The organism is Ruegeria sp. BE3 (genome assembly GCF_056538865.1).
The window spans coordinates 1-19,529 of record NZ_JBQFTW010000017.1; the positions used below are offsets into that span (position 1 = coordinate 1).

18 protein-coding genes and 1 pseudogene are annotated in these 19,529 nt (G+C 57.5%); 9 read left to right on the forward strand and 10 right to left on the reverse strand.

Translation table 11 applies throughout. The features are described from left to right. Nucleotides 1–167: 167 nt before the first annotated feature. The 5 genes from ACR0AZ_RS20920 (at nt 168) to ACR0AZ_RS20940 (ending at nt 5,272) form a co-directional block, all read left to right on the forward strand. On the forward strand, nt 168–668 hold the full coding sequence (locus ACR0AZ_RS20920) for a helix-turn-helix transcriptional regulator (RefSeq protein ID WP_480668170.1): 501 nt from the start codon (nt 168–170) through the stop codon (nt 666–668). 270 nt (nt 669–938) lie between these two features. After that, nucleotides 939–2,897, forward strand: coding sequence for a DNA topoisomerase IV subunit B (gene parE / locus ACR0AZ_RS20925; RefSeq protein ID WP_480668171.1), 1,959 nt, complete (start codon nt 939–941; stop codon nt 2,895–2,897). 83 nt (nt 2,898–2,980) lie between these two features. Further along, nucleotides 2,981–4,048 carry a serine hydrolase domain-containing protein gene (locus ACR0AZ_RS20930; RefSeq protein WP_480668172.1) on the forward strand — a complete coding sequence of 356 codons (1,068 nt, stop codon included), beginning with the start codon at nt 2,981–2,983 and terminating at the stop codon, nt 4,046–4,048. 513 nt (nt 4,049–4,561) lie between these two features. Then, nucleotides 4,562–4,720 (forward strand): hypothetical protein, encoded by a 159-nt coding sequence (locus ACR0AZ_RS20935; RefSeq protein ID WP_480668173.1) that lies wholly within the window; start codon nt 4,562–4,564, stop codon nt 4,718–4,720. Nucleotides 4,721–5,005: 285 nt separating this feature from the next. Further along, entirely contained in the window at nt 5,006–5,272 is a 267-nt protein-coding gene (locus ACR0AZ_RS20940) for a hypothetical protein (protein ID WP_480470231.1), read from the forward strand. A 73-nt stretch (nt 5,273–5,345) separates the two neighbouring features. Here the strand turns inward: ACR0AZ_RS20940 and ACR0AZ_RS20945 are convergent, their stop codons facing one another. The 9 genes from ACR0AZ_RS20945 to ACR0AZ_RS20985 form a co-directional block, all read right to left on the reverse strand. After that, nucleotides 5,346–6,143 (reverse strand): matrixin family metalloprotease, encoded by a 798-nt coding sequence (locus ACR0AZ_RS20945; protein ID WP_480470232.1) that lies wholly within the window; start codon nt 6,141–6,143, stop codon nt 5,346–5,348. 278 nt (nt 6,144–6,421) lie between these two features. After that, nucleotides 6,422–7,192, reverse strand: a complete 771-nt coding sequence (locus ACR0AZ_RS20950) for an alpha/beta hydrolase (RefSeq protein ID WP_480470233.1) — start codon at nt 7,190–7,192, stop codon at nt 6,422–6,424. A 58-nt stretch (nt 7,193–7,250) separates the two neighbouring features. Next, complete coding sequence (locus ACR0AZ_RS20955) at nt 7,251–8,396, reverse strand: iron-containing alcohol dehydrogenase (RefSeq protein ID WP_480470234.1); 1,146 nt, start codon at nt 8,394–8,396, stop codon at nt 7,251–7,253. 67 nt (nt 8,397–8,463) lie between these two features. Next, nucleotides 8,464–9,846, reverse strand: a complete 1,383-nt coding sequence (locus ACR0AZ_RS20960; RefSeq protein ID WP_480668174.1) for an aldehyde dehydrogenase family protein — start codon at nt 9,844–9,846, stop codon at nt 8,464–8,466. A gap of 94 nt (nt 9,847–9,940) precedes the next feature. Continuing rightward, nucleotides 9,941–11,293, reverse strand: a complete 1,353-nt coding sequence (locus ACR0AZ_RS20965; RefSeq protein ID WP_480668175.1) for a glutamine synthetase family protein — start codon at nt 11,291–11,293, stop codon at nt 9,941–9,943. A 91-nt stretch (nt 11,294–11,384) separates the two neighbouring features. Further along, on the reverse strand, nt 11,385–12,419 hold the full coding sequence (locus ACR0AZ_RS20970; RefSeq protein WP_480470237.1) for a TRAP transporter substrate-binding protein: 1,035 nt from the start codon (nt 12,417–12,419) through the stop codon (nt 11,385–11,387). A gap of 51 nt (nt 12,420–12,470) precedes the next feature. Then, entirely contained in the window at nt 12,471–13,790 is a 1,320-nt protein-coding gene (locus tag ACR0AZ_RS20975; RefSeq protein ID WP_480470238.1) for a TRAP transporter large permease, read from the reverse strand. Continuing rightward, on the reverse strand, nt 13,787–14,371 hold the full coding sequence (locus ACR0AZ_RS20980) for a TRAP transporter small permease subunit (protein WP_480470239.1): 585 nt from the start codon (nt 14,369–14,371) through the stop codon (nt 13,787–13,789). Before ACR0AZ_RS20980 ends, ACR0AZ_RS20975 begins: the two co-directional genes overlap by 4 nt. Beyond that, nucleotides 14,368–15,159, reverse strand: coding sequence for an N-formylglutamate amidohydrolase (locus ACR0AZ_RS20985; protein ID WP_480668176.1), 792 nt, complete (start codon nt 15,157–15,159; stop codon nt 14,368–14,370). The genes ACR0AZ_RS20980 and ACR0AZ_RS20985 overlap by 4 nt, the downstream gene beginning before the upstream one ends. A 130-nt stretch (nt 15,160–15,289) precedes the next feature. Here ACR0AZ_RS20985 and ACR0AZ_RS20990 point away from each other — a divergent pair, with 130 nt between their 5' ends. Next, nucleotides 15,290–16,153: a MurR/RpiR family transcriptional regulator gene (locus tag ACR0AZ_RS20990; RefSeq protein WP_480470241.1), complete on the forward strand. Its 864-nt coding sequence runs from the start codon at nt 15,290–15,292 to the stop codon at nt 16,151–16,153. A 71-nt stretch (nt 16,154–16,224) separates the two neighbouring features. Beyond that, a pseudogene (locus tag ACR0AZ_RS20995) lies at nt 16,225–16,980 on the forward strand (hypothetical protein); the annotation flags it as partial. Nucleotides 16,981–16,987: 7 nt separating this feature from the next. Here ACR0AZ_RS20995 and ACR0AZ_RS21000 read toward each other — a convergent pair. Continuing rightward, nucleotides 16,988–17,662, reverse strand: a complete 675-nt coding sequence (locus tag ACR0AZ_RS21000) for a TIGR04283 family arsenosugar biosynthesis glycosyltransferase (protein ID WP_480658151.1) — start codon at nt 17,660–17,662, stop codon at nt 16,988–16,990. Nucleotides 17,663–17,735: 73 nt separating this feature from the next. Between ACR0AZ_RS21000 and ygfZ the strand changes: the two genes are divergently transcribed. Beyond that, the gene (gene ygfZ / locus ACR0AZ_RS21005) at nt 17,736–18,473 is read left to right on the forward strand and encodes a CAF17-like 4Fe-4S cluster assembly/insertion protein YgfZ (protein WP_480668177.1); all 738 of its coding nucleotides are present in this window, start codon (nt 17,736–17,738) and stop codon (nt 18,471–18,473) included. A 105-nt stretch (nt 18,474–18,578) separates the two neighbouring features. After that, nucleotides 18,579–19,517, forward strand: a complete 939-nt coding sequence (locus tag ACR0AZ_RS21010; protein WP_480668178.1) for an ABC transporter transmembrane domain-containing protein — start codon at nt 18,579–18,581, stop codon at nt 19,515–19,517. Nucleotides 19,518–19,529: the final 12 nt, after the last annotated feature.

Genomic DNA, 19,529 nt, shown 5'->3' on the forward strand with positions numbered 1-19,529 from the left:
GTGACGGCGAAGGCGACGACGGTGGCGAAAGTGACGGCGAAGGCGACGACGGTGGCGAAAGTGACGGCGAAGGCGACGACGGTGGCGAAAGCGATGGCGAAGGTGACGATGGTGAGGGAGATGATGACTAAGGTATATTTCCGCTTGCCCGCAAGTGAGTCCCAGGTTTGAACAAATGGTTTAACAAGGACGCCATGTTCAAAGTGGGGATCGCTACATATGCGATCTCCGCATTTGCGTTTGCGGCTGAATTGATTGGCGAAATCACCGGATATTATCTTTTCTCTGTGAGCTGGGTGGTGCACGAAATCACCGCGCTCATCACCCTGTTCGGCTTTGTTATTGGGGGGGTGTTGATCTGGCAGAGCCACAAACTCTTTTTGCTGCGACACCAGGAGATCAAGCACAATCTGCAGATGGCGCAGGGTGAGTTTTTCCGGATGCTGGAGCTGCAATTCGATCGCTGGAATCTGAGCGCTGCGGAGCGAGATGTTGCGCTACTCACTGTAAAGGGTTTGTCTGTCGCAGAGATAGCTAAATTGCGTGAGACCAGTGAGGGCACAATTAAGTCGCAGAACAACTCCATCTACAGAAAGGCCAATGTTAAATCGAGAACGCAACTTTTGTGTGTTCTGATTGAAGAGCTATTGATTGAAGAGAAAGAGTGAACTCCTCAGTCCATCGAATCTAGTTTCTTAAGTGTTCTGAAAGCCCGTCCGGAAATCGCCTAAAAGCAAACGTTCAAGAGCGTTTAAAGCGGAGGCTAAGCGTGCTTACAAAGTCCCGTTCTCGCGTAACGCAACAAGCGGTTGATTCAGTGCCGCAAAAGCTGCTCAGACCAATCGCAGTCCAAAACACCCACAACACCTCGCGCCCCTCTTCCCCCGGACCACATCACCTGCCATAATAGGGGAAACTCAAAAACAAGAGCAGCACCCATGCCCGACGATCTGTTGACGCCAGAAGCGACCGCCACCTATGACGCCTCGTCCATCGAGGTGCTTGAAGGGCTGGAGCCGGTGCGCAAACGCCCTGGCATGTATATCGGCGGCACCGATGAGCGCGCGCTGCACCACATGGTGGCCGAAATCCTCGACAACTCGATGGACGAAGCGGTCGCGGGCCACGCCAACCGGATTGAGGTGGAGCTGCATGCCGATTACGCCCTGACAGTGCGAGACAACGGGCGCGGCATTCCGATCGACCCGCACCCCAAGTTTCCCGACAAGTCAGCGCTGGAAGTGATCTTGTGTACCCTGCATGCGGGCGGCAAGTTCTCGGGCAAGGCCTATCAGACCTCGGGCGGTCTGCACGGTGTGGGCGCATCGGTGGTTAACGCGCTATCGGATTCGATGGTCGTGCAGGTGGCGCGCGACAAGCAGCTGTTCGAACAGCGCTTCTCGCGCGGTATCCCATTAGGTCCCGTTGAAAAAGTCGGCGCGGCCCCGAACCGGCGCGGTACCACTGTGACCTTCCACGCGGATGCGGATATCTTTGGCCACCACAAGTTCAAACCGGCGCGGCTGTTCAAATCGATCCGCTCCAAGGCTTACCTGTTCTCGGGCGTCGAAATCCGCTGGAAATCTGCCATCGATGACGGCGAAACGCCAACCGAGGCCACGTTCCACTTCCCCGGCGGGCTCTCTGACTATCTGAAAGAAACCATGAACGGCTCCTCCACCTATGCCGAGCAGCCCTTTGCTGGCACCGTGGATTTCCAGGAAAAGTTCGGCACCCCGGGCAAGGTCGAATGGGCAATCAACTGGACCCCCTCGCGCGACGGGTTCATCCAGTCCTACTGTAACACCGTTCCCACCCCCGAAGGCGGAACGCACGTGGCGGGGTTCTGGGCTGCAGTCCTCAAGGGGATCAAGGCTTACGGCGAGTTGATCAACAACAAAAAGGCAGGCCAGATCACCCGTGATGACCTGATCACCGGCGGCTGTGCGCTGGTGTCCTGCTTCATCAGTGAACCGGAATTCGTCGGCCAGACCAAGGATCGCCTTGCTACGGTCGAGGCGCAACGGCTGGTCGAAAACTCGGTCCGCGACCATTTCGACAACTGGCTGGCCGCCGATACGAAATCCGCCGGCGCTATCTTGGACTTCCTCATCCTGAGGGCTGAGGAACGTCTGCGCCGACGGGCCGAGAAGGAAACACAACGTAAGTCCGCCACTAAGAAACTTCGTCTCCCCGGCAAGTTGGTGGACTGTAGTAGTTCAACACGGGACGGCACGGAATTATTCATCGTCGAGGGCGACTCGGCGGGCGGGTCCGCCAAAATGGGCCGAGACCGCAAAACGCAGGCCCTGCTGCCCCTGCGCGGTAAAATCCTGAACGTGCTGGGTGCGGCCAGTTCCAAGTTGGGCACCAATGCCGAGATCAATGACCTGACACAGGCGCTCGGTGTCGGCCTTGGCACCAAGTTCAACGTCGACGACCTGCGTTACGACAAGATCATCATCATGACCGACGCGGACGTGGACGGGGCGCATATCGCATCACTGCTGATGACGTTCTTCTTCACCCAGATGCGCCCGATGATCGACGCGGGTCACCTCTATCTCGCCTGCCCGCCCCTCTATCGTCTGACCCAAGGCGCCAAGCGCGTCTATTGTCTGGACGAGGCCGAGCGCGACGAATGGCTGGAAAAAGGCCTGGGCGGCAAGGGCAAGATCGACGTGTCCCGCTTCAAGGGTCTGGGCGAAATGGACGCCAAGGACCTAAAAGAAACCACGATGGACCCGGCCTCCCGCAAACTGATCCGCGTCACGATTGATGAGGACGAACCCGGCGAGACCGGCGACCTGGTCGAGCGCCTGATGGGTAAGAAACCCGAACTGCGATTCCAGTACATTCAGGAAAACGCGCGGTTTGTTGAGGAGTTGGATGTTTGAACTAGTTTGGATCAGCGTGCTGATATCTGAGTCCAAATATTGCGGACGGCACAAGATTGATCGCCCAGTAACACAGGAACCAAATGATCAACACCCGTAGGGCGAGGTTGAGGTGGGCTGCTATCTTCGTTGTTATTGCCCTTGTAATAATGGCGTTGACTGATCGAACCCATCCGTCCACCGACACAGAAGATATTGTTGCATCTTTTCTTGAAGCTCATAGAATTCCAGGTGCGGTTTTGGCATACGGCTCGTCATCGACACAGCCTAAAATTGTAGCGTTTGGCGTATCGGACCCACTGAACGATACGGCCATGTCACCGGAACAATCATTTTATCTGGCTTCGATCACTAAACCGATTGCAGCAACTGCACTGATCAAAAAAGCAAGCAACGATCAGATCGACTTGGACAGTCCAATCGTCGATCTGATCGATCTCCCACGACCCCGCGATCCGCGTGCCGCTCAGATCACTCCGCGAGACCTTCTGGCACACCGAGGAGGATTTGATAGAAATATCAGTTTCGACCCTATCTTTGCCCCTGAACGGGTTGGTCTCGACAATTCAGCAAGCTGCGCCGAAATCGCCCGCGCAACGTGGGAGACCATGCTGCTCGATCATGATCCAGGTAGTAAAACGGCGTATTCAAATGTTGGGTTTTGCCTCTTAAACGACTTGCTTGCGCCTGAGCAGCATGAAACCCTTGACGACATAATGTACGAGACAGCCGAGGTTCGCCTCTATGGCATGGTCGGTTCCAATTGGGAGTCGCACGGCAACAGTTGGAGGCGCGTGCAGAGCGCTGAAACAGAACATATTTGGATTTCGAACCTGGGTATTGCTGGTGGAGCTTTAGGCGACGCCCAGGCAATCTGGTCATTTGCTTCAGCTCCCAAACCTTTGTTTGAAAACCCAGCACCAGGCGAGCAGAGCGTCGATTATTACGCCTCTGGCTGGCATGTTTGGATAGGGGAGAACGGTCAGCATCTGACTCATTGGGGCAACCTTCGGGGGATTTTCACCACAGTTTTTCGGTTTTCTGATGGTGAGACCGTTGTCATTTTGTTCAACGGATCGCCCCAAAACCCGAACAGCGCATTTTCCGCACTGCATAACGCATTACTTACAATAAACAATTTAGCGCGCTAGTCGCCATCAACGTCCCGGTTCGTGTTGCAAGGCACCTAGAGCACAATGAACCAGATCAAGCGATATCACCACAAACGACTTAAGCCTGCCACTTGCCTAACCCATTGATCCCGTTCACGCTTACTCTCAATCCGTCTTCTAAGAGCGACATTTGAGGTTCCAAGCGTCCAAGCTCTAGATTGACTAATCATCAGATTGCGACCGAGCAAGCGTGATAGATTTATTCACCCTCGGTCTCAGCCTGCAAACTAGGCGGGCAAACGTAGGGTGGGTGCTCTCACCCATCGCTTGACTACCGCTGGACGGTGCAACCACGCCTTCTTCCTTACCAATCCTCACGCTCCTCCGAATGGCTGCACTCAGCCCCTCCCACCTTGAAACATCTCTTGGCGCAATCGTGACTGTGACAACCCAGAGTCAAGCTTGAAGCTGCCCTCTTCCCGACCTACCAGCCGTATACGAGTAGCCGGCAAGCTCTGCTGCCGGGCGAACGACTTATAAGGACTTTAGAATATGAGTTTCACTTTTTCCCGCAAAACCCTGATCGCATCTGCGCTGGCCCTGACAACGGCGCTGGCCGCTTGTGGTGCCCAGCATCCCGCGTATGAAGATGCCGGATATCTCGCAGCGCTGGATAGAGGGGACCGGGCCATTCAGAGCAACCCGAATTAAGTGAGGCTGCCGATCGACACCGAGGCACAGACCGATCAGTTCCGTGATCTGAGCCATGCCCTGTACAAAGGTGACATCAGCAAGCAGTAGTTCATCTCGCAATTGCAGACCGAATACCCTGAGCCGAAATACAACGACACCATTCGCTGGATCGCAGGTAATTTCACACAATAAATGACGGATGGGTGACAACGCCCATCCCTCAACAAATGTAGGGCACCACATTGCGGCAGCCCCAGGCCGGGCTTCCGCCCGGCCTCAGAAACATCACCATCACCCTACCCGTTGACCCCCGTCGCACTGACCGTCAGGCTGGCCCTGCTGGTCTCACAAGCGTCCGCGCAGCCGATGCTCAGCACCGCATCTTCCATTCGAAACGGGACCGAGACGCAGTTTTACTACTACGTCATGACCTACTCACCGGGTGCATTCATCATGCTGACCGGCGACAACACCGTCTACACGCCAGAAGAACGGCTGCTGCCGTGTCATCGCGATGACGATGGCTCGCTCATCTGGAAACCGCAAAGCACGTTTCGGTTGGGCAAATAAACCGACGGGATATCCGCCGCGGGGATGAGGCGGAAAAGACCTCAGCCCTTTTCGGTGGCGCGGTCTTTTCTGATCATATGATCAAAAATGGATTGTCCCCCGCGTCCGCCAGCCGGAAGAAACTGAACGGGCGCATCTGGACGATCGGAGTGCCGTTGATGTCCGACAGCGAACCATTCCAGACCATTTCATACAGCGTCGTAAGGTCCTCCCGGTCATTGTCGGTGAGCATGCTCTCCGGCCCGTAATTCATGATCGAGAACTTCTCGTGCTCACCAAAAATCTCAACCGGCCACGCGGTTTCAGATACATCGGCGAAGAAATGGCGCAGGCCAAAGACGTGGCCCAACTCATGCGCCATGGTCTCGACCATCTCGGCGCGGGACTGGGTGAACATAGTGGGATACAGCAAAAGATCATGCCGCCCGGCATCGGGGAAAAACGCCCGTGCCAGCGTACATCCGTTGATCGAGCAATTTTCCTGCGGGCTGACTGCGATCTCGAAATCCCAGGCATCGTGGCGTTCAGTGAACTGCACCGGCACCGCGTCACCCCAGGCCAGCAGTGCTTCGGCGAACAATTGGCGGATCGCGGCCTTGGCCCCTTCGGGATCAACGAATATCGCCATCGACTGTTCCTGAAACCGCCAGCGCAGTGTGGTGCCCTCGGCCCAGAGCGGGATGAACCCTTCGGAGGCATCCACCACCAGTTCCTCGGGCGAGCGGTTGTCGGGTGTCTTGTGGCCCTTGCTGTCAGTCTCACAAACCGCGTGGTTGTGATAGATATGAATGTCGTCCTTGGTGATCCTGGCCGCATCGTCGCGGTCGCGGAATTTAAGATTCGGGTCGGAATAGTTCTCAGACTTGGCCATGAAATCCTCGCAACAAAGTATTGAAATCGAAAAAGAGCTGACCTGCATCAGCCCTTGCATGGTACCAGAAACCGGCATTTTTCTCAAATTGGACCATCAAGGATTGCCCCGCTTGGTCACTCATCAAGCCACGGTTTTGGCAGTTGAATGACGTTTTCGTTTGTCACCTCAACCGGCAGCGCGCGCGAGGAACGGCTGCTGCGAGGTCATCGCAATGACGATGGCTCGCTCAGCTTGTAAAGCAGATCACGTTTCAGTTTGGCAAGTAGGCGCGCGCGCTAACCTAGCTTTTGATCCAGCCAATAGGCAATCTGCCCGGCAGGTTCTTCCCACCCCGGTTCCATGAACAGAAAATGCGCGTGGTTCTCGACGGACAGGAATGTCGCGCGGTCTCCGTAGAGCTTCGCCAACGCGCGGCAGGTACTTGGATTCACAGCCCGGTCCTCGGCACCCGAGACGATCAGAACCGGGCAATCGACCTTGTCGATGTCGACCTTCATCGCGTGGTGGTCGTCGAACATCCAAAAGAACATCTCGAACATCACCCGACCGCTTTCGGGGCCGAGTTGGTCGAACACTTGATGCTGCTGCGCCTCGGGCATCTTGTTCAGCGCAAACGGGGCCATCAGATCAAAATCGACGCGCATGGGCTGTTTCCAGAATGCCCCGCCCTCCATCAGCGCGCGCGGCACGACGCGTTCGTCATCGGTTTCGGGCAAGGTGCCCCAGGCCGCGTTCGGGTTGATCAGGACGATAGCACTGGCCAAGCCCCGAGACGCCACCTGCTGCGCCACCACCCCTGCGATAGCGTGCCCGAGCAGAACCGGTTTGCCGTCCAACCCCTGCACGAAATCGGCAATGTCATCGGCGTAATCCATGACGCTGGTATCAGTCAGGCCGGGATCGGGATCCGCTTTGGGATCTCCGCCATGAAAGCGCAGCGCGGGTGTATGCACTGTCCAGCCGCGTGCGTGGAAGAACGCGGCGTAATCCTGCATGCACCATGGCCCGGCAAAGGCCCCGTGGATCAGAACAATCTCTTTTGTCATGAAAATCTCCCTCACCTCTGATCAGTATGAGAGGTGAGGGATGATATCTGCAAGCCTGTTAAAGCGCGGCTTTGAACAGCGTGGTCAGATTGTCCTCGGTCAGCTCGATCGGGTTGCCGCCACAGGACGGGTCGATGATCGCGCCTTTGACCAGTTCGGGGATCGACGCTTCGGTCACGTCCAGGTCGGACAGTTTACGCGGAATGCCGAGCGAGTTGTTGAACTCCTGCACAAAGGCGCGGAAGCCGTCGAAGCCGCCATCGATGCCCAGATAAGCCGCTGCCTGTTGGAAACGATCCGCAATGGCGGGCGCGTTGAAATCCAGCACGGTCGGCATGCAGACCGCGTTTGTCGTGCCGTGGTGGGTGTTGAACACCGCTCCAATCGGGTGACTCATCGCATGGATCGCACCAAGACCCTTCTGGAAAGCTGTCGCCCCCATCGCTGCAGCACTCATCATCTGGGCACGGGCTTCGATATCGGTGCCATCGGCATAGGCACGCGGTAGATAATCCTTAACCAGCCGCATGCCTTCCAGCGCTATGCCCTGAGACATGGGATGATAATGCGGGCTGCTATACGCCTCAACGCAATGGGCAAAAGCGTCGAGACCAGTACCGGCGGTGATGAACTTGGGCATGCCTACCGTGAGCTCAGGATCGCAGATAACGACCGTTGGCAGGACCTTGGGGTGGAAGATGATCTTCTTGGCATGCGTCTCGGAATTAGTGATGACGCTGGCACGTCCGACCTCCGACCCCGTCCCGGCTGTGGTCGGCACCGCGATGATCGGGGCAATCACGTCGGCAACTGCGCGGGTCCACCAGTCGCCGATGTCCTCAAAATCCCAGACAGGGCGCGACTGACCGCACATGAAGGCAACCATCTTGCCCAGATCCAGCCCCGAGCCTCCACCGAACGCGATCACCCCATCATGGCCGCCCGCGTTATAGGCCGCTACACCGGCCTCAAGGTTCTTTTCATTGGGGTTCGGGTCCACATCGCTGAACAATCCGCGACCCAGCCCTGCGGCTTCCATGATATCCAACGTCGCCGTGGTGATCGGCAAGTCGGCGAGCCCTTTGTCCGTGACCAAAAGCGGGCGTTTCATCCCGGCTGCAGCACAGGCTTCGGGCAATTCCTTGATCCGCCCCGCCCCGAATTTGATTGCGGTCGGATAGGACCAGTTTCCAACAAGTGTCATGTCAGATTTCCTTTGTTTTAGGGGCCTGCCCCGGCGAGGGGGTTAATCCGGGGCAAGCAGATCGTCCTTAGCTCGTTACTTTTTTCAGGTGGTAAGACTTGGGACGTGTCAAGTTGTGGTAACCGATGACAGACAAGCCGCCACCGCGCCCGGTGTTCTTGCATCCGGTCCAGCAAAGACCGGGGTCGAGGTAATCCGCCCGGTTCATGAAAACCGTACCGGTTTCGACCTTATCACCGACACGCGCCGCCCGGTCCAGATCTCGTGTCCAGAGGCTCGCAGTCAGGCCGAACTCACTGTCATTCATCAGCGCGATGGCTTCTTCGTCCGAGGACACTTTCATGATGCCCACGACGGGCCCAAAACTCTCATCCCGCATAACGCGCATGTCATGGGTGACATTGGTCAGAATCTGAGGTGTCAGATATGCGCCACCATCATCCTCGGGGAAAGTGTCGATATGGGCCACCGCGCCAGCCTCGATCGCCTCGGCAATCTGCGCCCGTACCTCATCGGCAAAGCGCACATTGGCCATCGGGCCCATCGTTGTCTCCGCATCCAGCGGATCGCCCAGCTTATACCCCTTCACGATTTCCACCGCTTTGGCGACGAATTGATTGTAAAGGCTTTCATGCACGTAAATCCGCTCGATCCCGCAACAGCACTGACCCGCGTTGAACATGGCGCCATCAATCAGAGTATCCACCGCCGCATCCAGATCGGCATCCTCCATCACATAGCCCGGATCCTTGCCGCCCAGTTCGGTGCCGACGCCGGTGAAGGTCCCTGCCGCCGCGCGCTCCATCGCCTGTCCACCACCGACCGAGCCGGTGAAGTTCACAAAATCAAACGCCCTGCCTGCAATCAGATCATTGGTCACGGCATGGCTCAGAAAGACATTCTGGAACACGTCTTCCGGCACACCCGCCGCATGAAAGGCCCGCGCCATACGCTCGCCCACCAGCAGCGTCTGTGTGGCATGTTTCAACACCACCGTATTACCAGCGATCAGCGCCGGAGCTACCGTATTGATCGCTGTCATGTATGGGTAATTCCAGGGTGCCACAACGAATACCACCCCATGGGGGATGCGCTTTATGTAGCGCTTGAACGTCCCATCCTCGCCCACGGCGATATCGGCCAGAGACGCTTCGGCGATCCCGGCCATATGGCTGGCACGTTCGTTGAACCCGCCAAACTCACCGCCATAGCGCACAGGACGTCCCATCATGTGCGCAAGCTCTGGCACGATCTCATCATTCATCGCACCAACTGCGGCAACGCCCGCCATGACAAGATCAATCCTCTCCTGCAGCGGACGCACCGCCCACGCTGCCTGAGCCGCACGTGCACGCGCAGCAACCTCAAAAGCGGCGTCCTGTGACAACACCTCGCGTTCGGCAAAAACCGACCCGTCAATCGGCGAGACACATTTCAACATCTGTCCCATATTCACTCCATTTCCGAAAGAAACAGGATCCCTGCTTCATCTGGCCATAAATATCTCGGGGAGCGCGAGGGGCTGGCCCCTCGCTTCCACCCTCTCAAGCCCGCTCAAACCCGCGGGCAATTTCCCAATCGGTCACCACGCGCTCGAATTCCTCGATCTCCACTTCGGCCGCGCGAGCATAGTGATCGACAACCTCATCCCCCATTGCTGTGCGCAACATGGTCGAGCCATGCAGCGCTTCCCGCGCCGCTTGCAGATTGCCCGGGATCATTCCGGTCTCACCCTGATAAACATCGCCCGTGGTGGGGGGCTGCAACTCCAGCCCTTCTTCTATGCCAGCGATCCCCGCAGCCAGCATCCCCGCCATCGCCAGATATGGGTTCATGTCCGAGCCCGGGATACGGCATTCCACCCGAACCGCTTTGGTACCGTCTCCGCACAAACGGAAACCCGCAGTCCGGTTATCCACCGACCAGATAATCCGCGTCGGCGCAAAAGTACCCTTCATGAACCGCTTGTAGCTGTTGATGTAAGGTGCCATGAAATAAGTGTAATCGGCGGCGTACTTCAACAAACCCGCCATATAGCTTTTCATGATCGCCGACATTCCAAGCGGATCTTTTTCGTCGAAAAAGATCGGCACCCCATCCGCCCAAAGCGACTGATGCACGTGTGAGGAACTGCCGACTTTCTCATGATGCCATTTCGGCAGGAAAGTCGCCGCATGACCGTGCTGCCACGCAATCTCTTTCACCGCGTTTTTTGCGATCGAGTGATACTCGGCCGTGTCCATCGCCGGCGCGTATTTGATGTTCAGCTCTTCCTGCCCGGTCTCGGCCTCACCCTTCGTATTCTCAACCGGTATCCCCGCATTCCACAGATGATTGCGGATCGGGCGCATCACATGCTCTTCCTTGGTGGTCTGCAGGATATGATAGTCCTCGTTGTATCCTGAGATCGGTTCCAGATCACGAAAACCCTCTTTGCGGATCTGGTCGAAACTTTTTTCGAACAGGAAGAACTCTAGCTCGGTCGCGCACATGGCGTCATAGCCCATGACCTTCAGTCGCTCGATCTGACGTTTCAGGATCGAACGGGGCGCATGAGGTACTTCTTCATGCGTGTGGTGGTCCAGCACGTCGCACATCACCATAGCTGTGCCTTCCAGCCACGGCACCGGGCGCAGAGTGCTCAAATCCGGCTTCATGACATAGTCGCCGTAGCCCCGCTCCCAACTGGTGGCGGCATAACCATCGGGCGTCGCCATCTCAAGATCCGTGGCCAACAGGTAGTTACAGCAATGGGTTTCCTCCCATGCGCCAGCCACAAAGTGGCCCGCATGGAACCTTTTGCCCATCAAACGCCCCTGCATGTCGACCATACACACCAACACGGTGTCAATTTCACCGGCAGAAACCTGCGCCTTAAGATGCTCGAATGTCAGCATAAACTACCCCTGCGATGCGCTAGAATTTTCGTCGAAAATTCTTGATCTCCGTTGCGACCGGCCCGCATTCGAACGGGCCGGTCCAGTTTTATCAGCCGTAGCGGTAAGGCCGGCCGGCCTTGAGCATTTCGGCGTTGTAGCGTTTGAAGATATCCACGACCTTTGCTTTGGTCTCGGATTCTGCGGCGATTTCGTCCCAGAATTTCACGGCGGCTTCTTCGACGGTTGCCCATTCTTCATCCGGAATGCTCGTCAGCTGCATCTTGGTGCCGTTGACGCGCAAATTGGCCTCACCACCCCAATACCACCACTGACGGTAGTAGTGTGATTGGTCACAGCACACTTTGAACAGCGTCTGCAGATCTTCGGGCAACTCGTTCCAGCGATCCATGTTCGCAAAGAAATGACCAGCCCAGGCACCCGAGATATTGTTGGTCAGGAAGTAGTTGGTCACATCTGCCCAACCGACGGTGTAGTCCTCGGTGATGCCTGACCATGCGATACCGTCCAGCTCGCCGGTCTGAACCGCAACCTCGATGTCTTCCCATGGCAGTGTGACCGGTACGACGCCGAACTGGCTCAGGAACCGGCCCGCAGTCGGGAAGGTGAAGACGCGTTTGCCCTGCAGATCTGCGAGGCTGTTGATCGGGTCTTTGGTTGCAAAGTGGCAGGGATCCCAGGCACCGGCGCTGATGTGTTTGACACCGACCTTGGAATATTCCTCGTCCCAGATCTCATTCAGTCCCCATTGGTTGAACAGAACCGGCACGTCCAGCGAATAGCGTGAGGCAAAGGGGAAATAGCCGCCAAACACCGTGACTTCGGTGGGCGAGGCCATCGAGTCATCGTCGGACTGCACCGCATCGATGGTACCCTTCTGCATGGCGCGGAACAGCTCTCCGGTGGGGACAAGCTGATCAGCGTAGAACAGCTCGATCTGCATCCGGTCACCAGCAATCTTGTTGAACATCTCGATCGCGGGATCGATCACATGCGCCGCCAGTGCGGGGCCAGCATAGGTCTGCATCCGCCATGTGATCGTGCTCTGCGCCAGTGCTGGCGTGGCCAGAGGTGCAGCTGCAACCCCAACCCCTGCAGTCTTCAGAAACTTACGTCTTGTCGTCATGTCAATTTCCTCTCCGATTAAGTTTGGGTGCCCGTTTGCCGGGCCTTCTGGTTAATTTCCGTAAACATACCCGGGCAGCCAAAGGGCGATCTCGGGGAATGTCATGATGATCGCCAGTGCCAGGACCATCACCCCGACAAAGGGCACGATTGAGCGATAGATGTCTTTCAGGCTGATCTCGGGCGGTGCCATCGCCCGCATCAGAAACAGGTTATAGCCGAAAGGCGGCGTCATATACGCGATCTGGGTGGTGATGGTGTAAAGCACACCATACCAGATCAGATCGAACCCAAGCGCACCGACCAGCGGCACATAGAGCGGGGCCACGATCACCAACATCGCCGTGTCGTCGAGAAACGTGCCCATGACGATAAAGCTGAGCTGCATCAGGATCAGGATCAGCCAGGGCGACAAACCCAATTGCTCGGTGAACAGGTTCTCGATGGCCTTGACTGCGCCCAGTCCGTCGAACACCGCCCCGAAGCCCAGCGCGGCGAGGATGATCCACATGAACATGCACGAAATCGCCAGCGTCTGCTTGGTGCAGTCTTCGAAAATCTTCCACGTCATCCGACGTTTGAGAATAGACGCCACCAGTGCCGCCAGCGCCCCGATGGCCGAGCTTTCCACCAGCGAAGTCCAGCCGTTCACGAACGGAAGCATCATCGCAGCAAAGATGATCAGCGGCAGAGCCCCTGCCCCAAGAAGCCGCAGCTTCTCGGCCCGTGGCACCTCATGCGCGTCTTCCATCGCCGGGCCCAGATGCGGCTGCAGCCTGCATCGAATCCAGATATAGAGGATGAACATCGACGCCATCAGCAGCCCCGGCACAATGCCAGCCAGCCACAACTGGCCCACGGGTTGCCGCGCGATCATGGCGTAGAGCACCAGAACCACCGACGGCGGCACGAGGATACCAAGGCTCGACCCGGCCTGAATGACCCCGGTCACCATGGTCTTGTCATATCCGCGCCGGAGCAACTCGGGCAGAGCAATCGTCGCCCCGATGGCCATACCAGCCACGCTGAGCCCGTTCATGGCCGAGACCAGCACCATCAACCCGATGGTACCGATGGCAAGCCCCCCATTCACCGGCCCCATCCAGACGTGGAACATGCGGTAGAGGTCGTCGGCCAGACGGCTTTCGCTGAGGACATAGCCCATGAAGATGAACATCGGCAGCGTCAGCAGCGGGTACCATTTCATCAGCTTCATCGCGGCTGAGAACGGGATATCCTGCCCGCCTGTGCCCCATAGCGCCAGCGCCGCAATGGCCGCGACCGCGCCGATGGCACCAAAGACGCGTTGCCCCGTGAACAACATCAGCATCATCGAGGCAAACATGAAGATTGCGATAAATTCCTGGCTCATGCCCGCGCTGCCCCGATCTCTTGCCCGTTGATCCGCGCAATGTCTTTGAAAAATTCTGATATCGCCTGCAGCAGCATCAGGAAGAAGCCGAAGACCATGATCGCCTTCACCGGCCAGATATAGGGTCGCCACGCGGTCGAGGATCGCTCCAGCCGGCCAATCTCTTCGCTTCCGGTCAGAAGGCCGGTGAAATAGGCAATAGGCTCATCGCCCCAATAGCCGAGGCTGTAAGCAGTGGACCCAAGCCCACCGTAGAACAGCACACCCAGATAGAGGATCAGCAAGAGAACCGTGAAGGCATCGAACCAAGCTTTCCGATGCGGGCTCCAGTTATGATAGAACAGATCCATCCGGACGTTTGAACCCAGCTGGATCGAGTATGGCCCGCCCACGATGTAATAGGTCACCATCGCAAATTGCGCCATTTCCAGTGTCCAAAGGGATGGCAGGAAGAAGGTCTTCGAGATCGACGACCAAAGCAGGATGCCCATCATCACAAACAGGCCCCACATCATGACGCGCCCGATCCGGTAGTTCACCGCATCGACAACCCGAACATATGCCGCCATCGCTTTGATCATGCGATTTCACTGCCTCGCAAAGCCGTCAGTGTTTGTCCGATCCAGGGGGCCAGGCAATCGGCGATTGCTTGTTGCTGCTCGGATGTCTGGATCAGATCGTTCCGTATCTCGATCATGACGTTCAGCAGTCCATTGGGCAAAGCATGGTGATCCAGAGTGTGCGCCACGCCGTCCGCCGCCGAATAGGGTTCGTTCAAACGCGTGATCAGGGGCAGCTCAGAAGGTGCGCTGGCAAGCATCTCTTTTGCGAACCGGGCATCCTTGCCATGCAGCAAGCCCAGCTCAACCTCCCGCCGCTTGCCTCGGTAAATCGGGGTAAAACTGTGGACTGTCACCATCAGCTCCAAAGTGGAAGCATGACGGGTCAGTACGTCTGCCAACCCATGGCAGAACGGCGTGTAGATTCCATCGACCCGCTCCTGCCGAGCCTGCGCACTCAGAGCAACATTGGCGGGGATCGTTGTATCCTCGCTCCGCTCTGGCATCGCATCATGGGCTTCGGGTGGTCGATTGCAGTCATAGACCAGCCGTGAAACTTCGCCATGAACAAAAGCACCCTTTAGCTGCCGGGCAAGCGCCTGCGCGACCGGCAGCGCGCCCGGATCCCAAGCGATATGGCTGCTCAGCTCTGCGGCACTCAACCCCATATCCCCCAACCAGTCCGGGATACGGCGTGAGGCGTGTTCACAGACCACGATGACCCGAGGATCGCTCGGCGCCTCATCGATGTGAACGACAGGGCCGAAATCCGGATGCACGGCAGAAGGAGAGGTCTTGTGTGATTCCATGTGGAAAGATTTCTACAGCTATTCTTCACCTGTCAATTATTTTCCTGTACAAATCTCCCCACACGAGATCGCTTTGTCAAATTTTCTACATCAAAGCGATCACCAACGAACCGAGGAACTAGCCGTGCGAGTGACAGAAAGGCTCCTTGCGCATCGCGAAACGATGACGCCATCCGAGCGGCAGTTGGTGAATGTGCTGCTGGATGATTATCCGATGGCCGGTCTTGGCAGCATAACGGAACTGGCCAGCGTTGCTTCGGTCTCGACGACCACGGTTGCGCGGATGCTGCAAAAAACAGGGTTCGACGGTTACCCTCAGTTTCAGGCCGCAATCCGCGGCGAAGTAAAAGAAATGATCTCGGGGCCTGTCGCCAAGCGGGATGTCTGGCAGAATGACCTACCTGAGGAACACATCCTTAACCGCTATTCACGTCAGGCATTGGATAATCAAAGGCGTTCGATCGATGAGGTCGATCCAGAAGAGTTTGACAGCTTCTGCCGCCTGCTTTGTGATCCCAATCGGCGTGTTTTCATCACCGGGGGCCGCATCACCGGCACGCTTGCGCTATACCTCTACCTGCATCTGCAAATGATCCGCCCGGATGTAAAGCTGCTATCAGACGCTGCCTCATGGACGCATGATCTGCTGGAAGTCCGCGAGGGTGATGTGTTGGTGGCGCTTGATGTGCGCCGGTATGAAAACACGACCCTTCTGATCGGCCAGCTCTGCCACGAGCGTGGAGCCGACGTTGTTCTGCTGACGGATCAGTGGAGATCTCCTATCCACCGGCTGGCAAAACACACATTCGCGGCCCGGATCGCAGTGCCGTCCGCATGGGATTCGATGGCATCACTGATGGTGCTGCTGGAATGCGTGATTGCCGAGATGCAGGAACGCCTCTGGGATAGCGTCAAACAGCGCACGGATGAGCTGGAGCAGGCGTTCGATCGCACAAAACTGTTTCGCAAATTCGGCCAGAGCTCGGGATCGTAACACAATCGCATGCGTTACAACTGCGCGTGAGGACTGTTGCCAGTCCGCATGCAGACCGTACACTCTGAGCCATGACTTTTGTTGCTGAAAACCAACTACCGCTGCTGATCCTGTTCTTCCTGATCGGGTTGGTCGGCACGGGCTTTCTGTTTCGCAAACCTGCCGGGCACCGGGCGTGGAAGCTTGCCGATCTGGTCTGGGTCGTGCTGGGCGGAATTGGTGCGCTGGTGGCCGTGCTTGCGGGGCTTTATACCACGGACAGTTCCCGTCTGGATCGCCAGATCGATGTCGCGTATGCCGCCACGCTGGCCTTTGACCGCGATGCAGCGCGGTTCCGGCTGCGGTTCTGTGATCCCGCCTATGACCCCGATACAGCCGTCTTGTGTGAAAAGGTCGAATTCCTGTCTGCCTCCACCGCTAGCAACTCTGAGCTACCCCTGTTCATCGCCGTGACCAATGAGGTCGCGCCACTGCAGGGATTACATTTCCTGTTCGGCGGCAGCGCGAAAGACGACATGGACGAAGCGCGCGAAATGGCGGCAAAAGCAGATGCGTTCAGCATCGATCAGTTTCTTGTCTTCACGTCGCTCGACGAAGAAACACAGGCCGCAATCGACAACATGCGACGCAAGGTGCCTGCGATTGCGGGCGACTATCTGATCCTGGCCCAGAGCTATGATGACCTGATCGAGCAGGTCAGCAAGCTCAAGGATGAGTGGGAATATCTGCAGGCGAACGCGCATATCCTGGTGCTTCAGATCATCGCGCTGTGTCTGGTCAGCTTCGCAGCACCCTTTCGTCTTGGTAAATCCATTGTCGAGCTGCGCACAGCTTTCAACGCCGATACGTCTGCGCCAGCTGCTCTGGATCAGTCCCCAGAAAATAGCGCATCAGAGTCCAGAGATTCCGCGCGCCGCGACGAAACCAGCCCTGACGGATATAGCGTTCCCCACTCGTAAACGCGTCGGCCTTCAACAGCGTAACCGACGACAAAGCCCCGATCAGGGCCACATCTTCCATGAGCGGTTGGTCGGGGAACCCACCCGCCGCATCATAGTCTGCGCGACGGACTAGCAACCCCTGATCGCCATAGGGCAGTCCAAAGACACGGCTGCGCAGATTGGCCCAGCCCGCCACCCAACGCGCACCAAAGCCGCTGGTGCGAAAGCGAAGCCGAAAGACTGCCGGTCGTCCCGAAGGCAAATGGTCGGCGACAACGCTGCTCCACCCGGTCTGCAATTCGGTATCGGCGTGCAGGATCAGCAGCCATGCGCCCTTTGCCACTGCGCAACCACGCCGCAGCTGCCCCCCGCGCGATGGCGGACCCGTGATAATCTCGGCCCCCGCTTCGTCGACCATCTCAAGCGTTGCATCTTCCGAACCGCCATCGGTCACGATCAGCTCGCAAATAAGCCCGGTATGTAGTCCCTCCATCAACGCCTGCAGCGTTGCGGGCAGGACCTGCTCGGCATTCAAGGTAGGGATCACGATAGAGATCGGAGCGGGCACGTCTGAAACCCTCTGGTCATGGCGGCGCGAACTCCTATATCACGGGGCCAGACCAGATGACGAGGATCAAACCATGCCCAATCGCCGCATTCTGCGCCTGTCCGGCAAGGACACAGTCAGTTTTCTGCAGGGGTTGATCACCAACGACGTCCGGCGGTTGGATGATGGGCTAGTCTATGCCGCGCTGCTGACGCCACAGGGTAAATATCTGGCCGACTTTTTCTTGAAGCGGGACGGGGATTCGATCCTTCTGGACATAGCCGAAGCGTTGGCCGATGGGATTCAGAAACGCCTGAACATGTACAAGCTGCGCGCTGACGTGCAGATCGAGGTCACCGATCTGAACCTGCAACGTGGAACCGGTCCCGCGCCTGAAGGTGCCCTGCCCGACCCGCGCCACCCGGATCTTGGCTGGCGCATATATTCAACAAGCCCCGAAAACGAAGACAACACCGATTGGGACTCCATCCGCGTGCGGCATTGCATCCCCGAAAGCGGCGTCGAACTGCACCCCGACAGCTATATCCTGGAATCCGGGTTCGAGGCTCTCAACGGTCTGGACTTCAAGAAAGGCTGTTATGTGGGTCAAGAGGTCACCGCACGGATGAAGCACAAGACCGAGTTGCGGAAAGGTCTGCGGGTTGTCGAGATTTCTGGATCAGCCCCGGTCGGTACGGAAATTCAGTCCGGAGGCAAACCAGCAGGCGTTCTGTTTACGCAATCGGGCGGCAAGGCCATTGCCTATCTCCGGCTTGATCGTGCGGGCGATGACATGCAGGCGGGCGAAGCAAACTTGCGTTTTCCCGGCTGATACTTGTTGCCCTCGCGGCACGCGGCGGAAGCAACCCGTCATGTATGTTTGACCCCTGCCCTGCACGCGGTATCACTGGGGTTACTCAGGTATCGGGATATCCGCATGTTACGTCTTTACTCCGCTATCTGGCGCGTCAGCGCCGGTCGTCAGATCATCCTCATCCTGCTCTCATTAGCGATCGCCGCGCTGGCCGCCGCCCCGCTGGAGTTTCAGCGCGACATCGTCAATCACCTCACCTCGGACAATATCGACGTCAATCATCTGGTCCTGCTGTGCGCGGGTATGATGGCGATCATCCTGCTGAGCCTCGCATTGAAATGGGTGCTGGGCTATCGGGCTGGAACCTTGGGCGAAGACCTCATACGCCTGATCCGGGGGCGGTTGCTGGTTCGCGCTGTGGATATCGACCAGGCCGGAGAAGACCTGCGCACCGGCACGATGACAACCGCCGTGTCCGCCGAGGCCGAAGAACTGGGCAAATTCGCCGGCGGCGCGTTTTCAGACCCTGTGGTGCAGATCGGCACGTTGATCAGCGTCATCGGCTATATCTCATCGACGCAACCCGGGCTGGGTCTGATCGCCTTTTCCATGATCGTGCCGCAGATCATCATCGTTCTGATCTCACAGCGCAAAGTGAACGTCTTCGTGGCCGAGCGCGTGCGAATCCTGCGGGACTCGACCGACCGTCTGACTCAACAGGATATTGACGCGGCCGCACAGGACATCGAACGGCTGTTCGACGACATCTACGAGACGCGTCGCAAGATGTTCCTGTGGAAGCTCTCCGCGAAATTCCTGCTAAGCGTCATCAATGGCGCAGGCACGGTTGGCGTTCTGATGCTGGGGGGCTGGCTGGTGCTGCAGGGCCGGACGGATGTCGGCACCGTCGTGGCTGCCACCAGCGGGCTCAGCCGCATTCAGGGGCCAACTGCATTCCTGATCGCTTTCTACCGGCAGGTAAGCGCCAATCGCATCAAATACGAGCTTGTGCTTGAGCTGTTCGGCGACCATCCCGAACGGTACCGTCGCACCAACGCATAAAAAAAGGGGCCG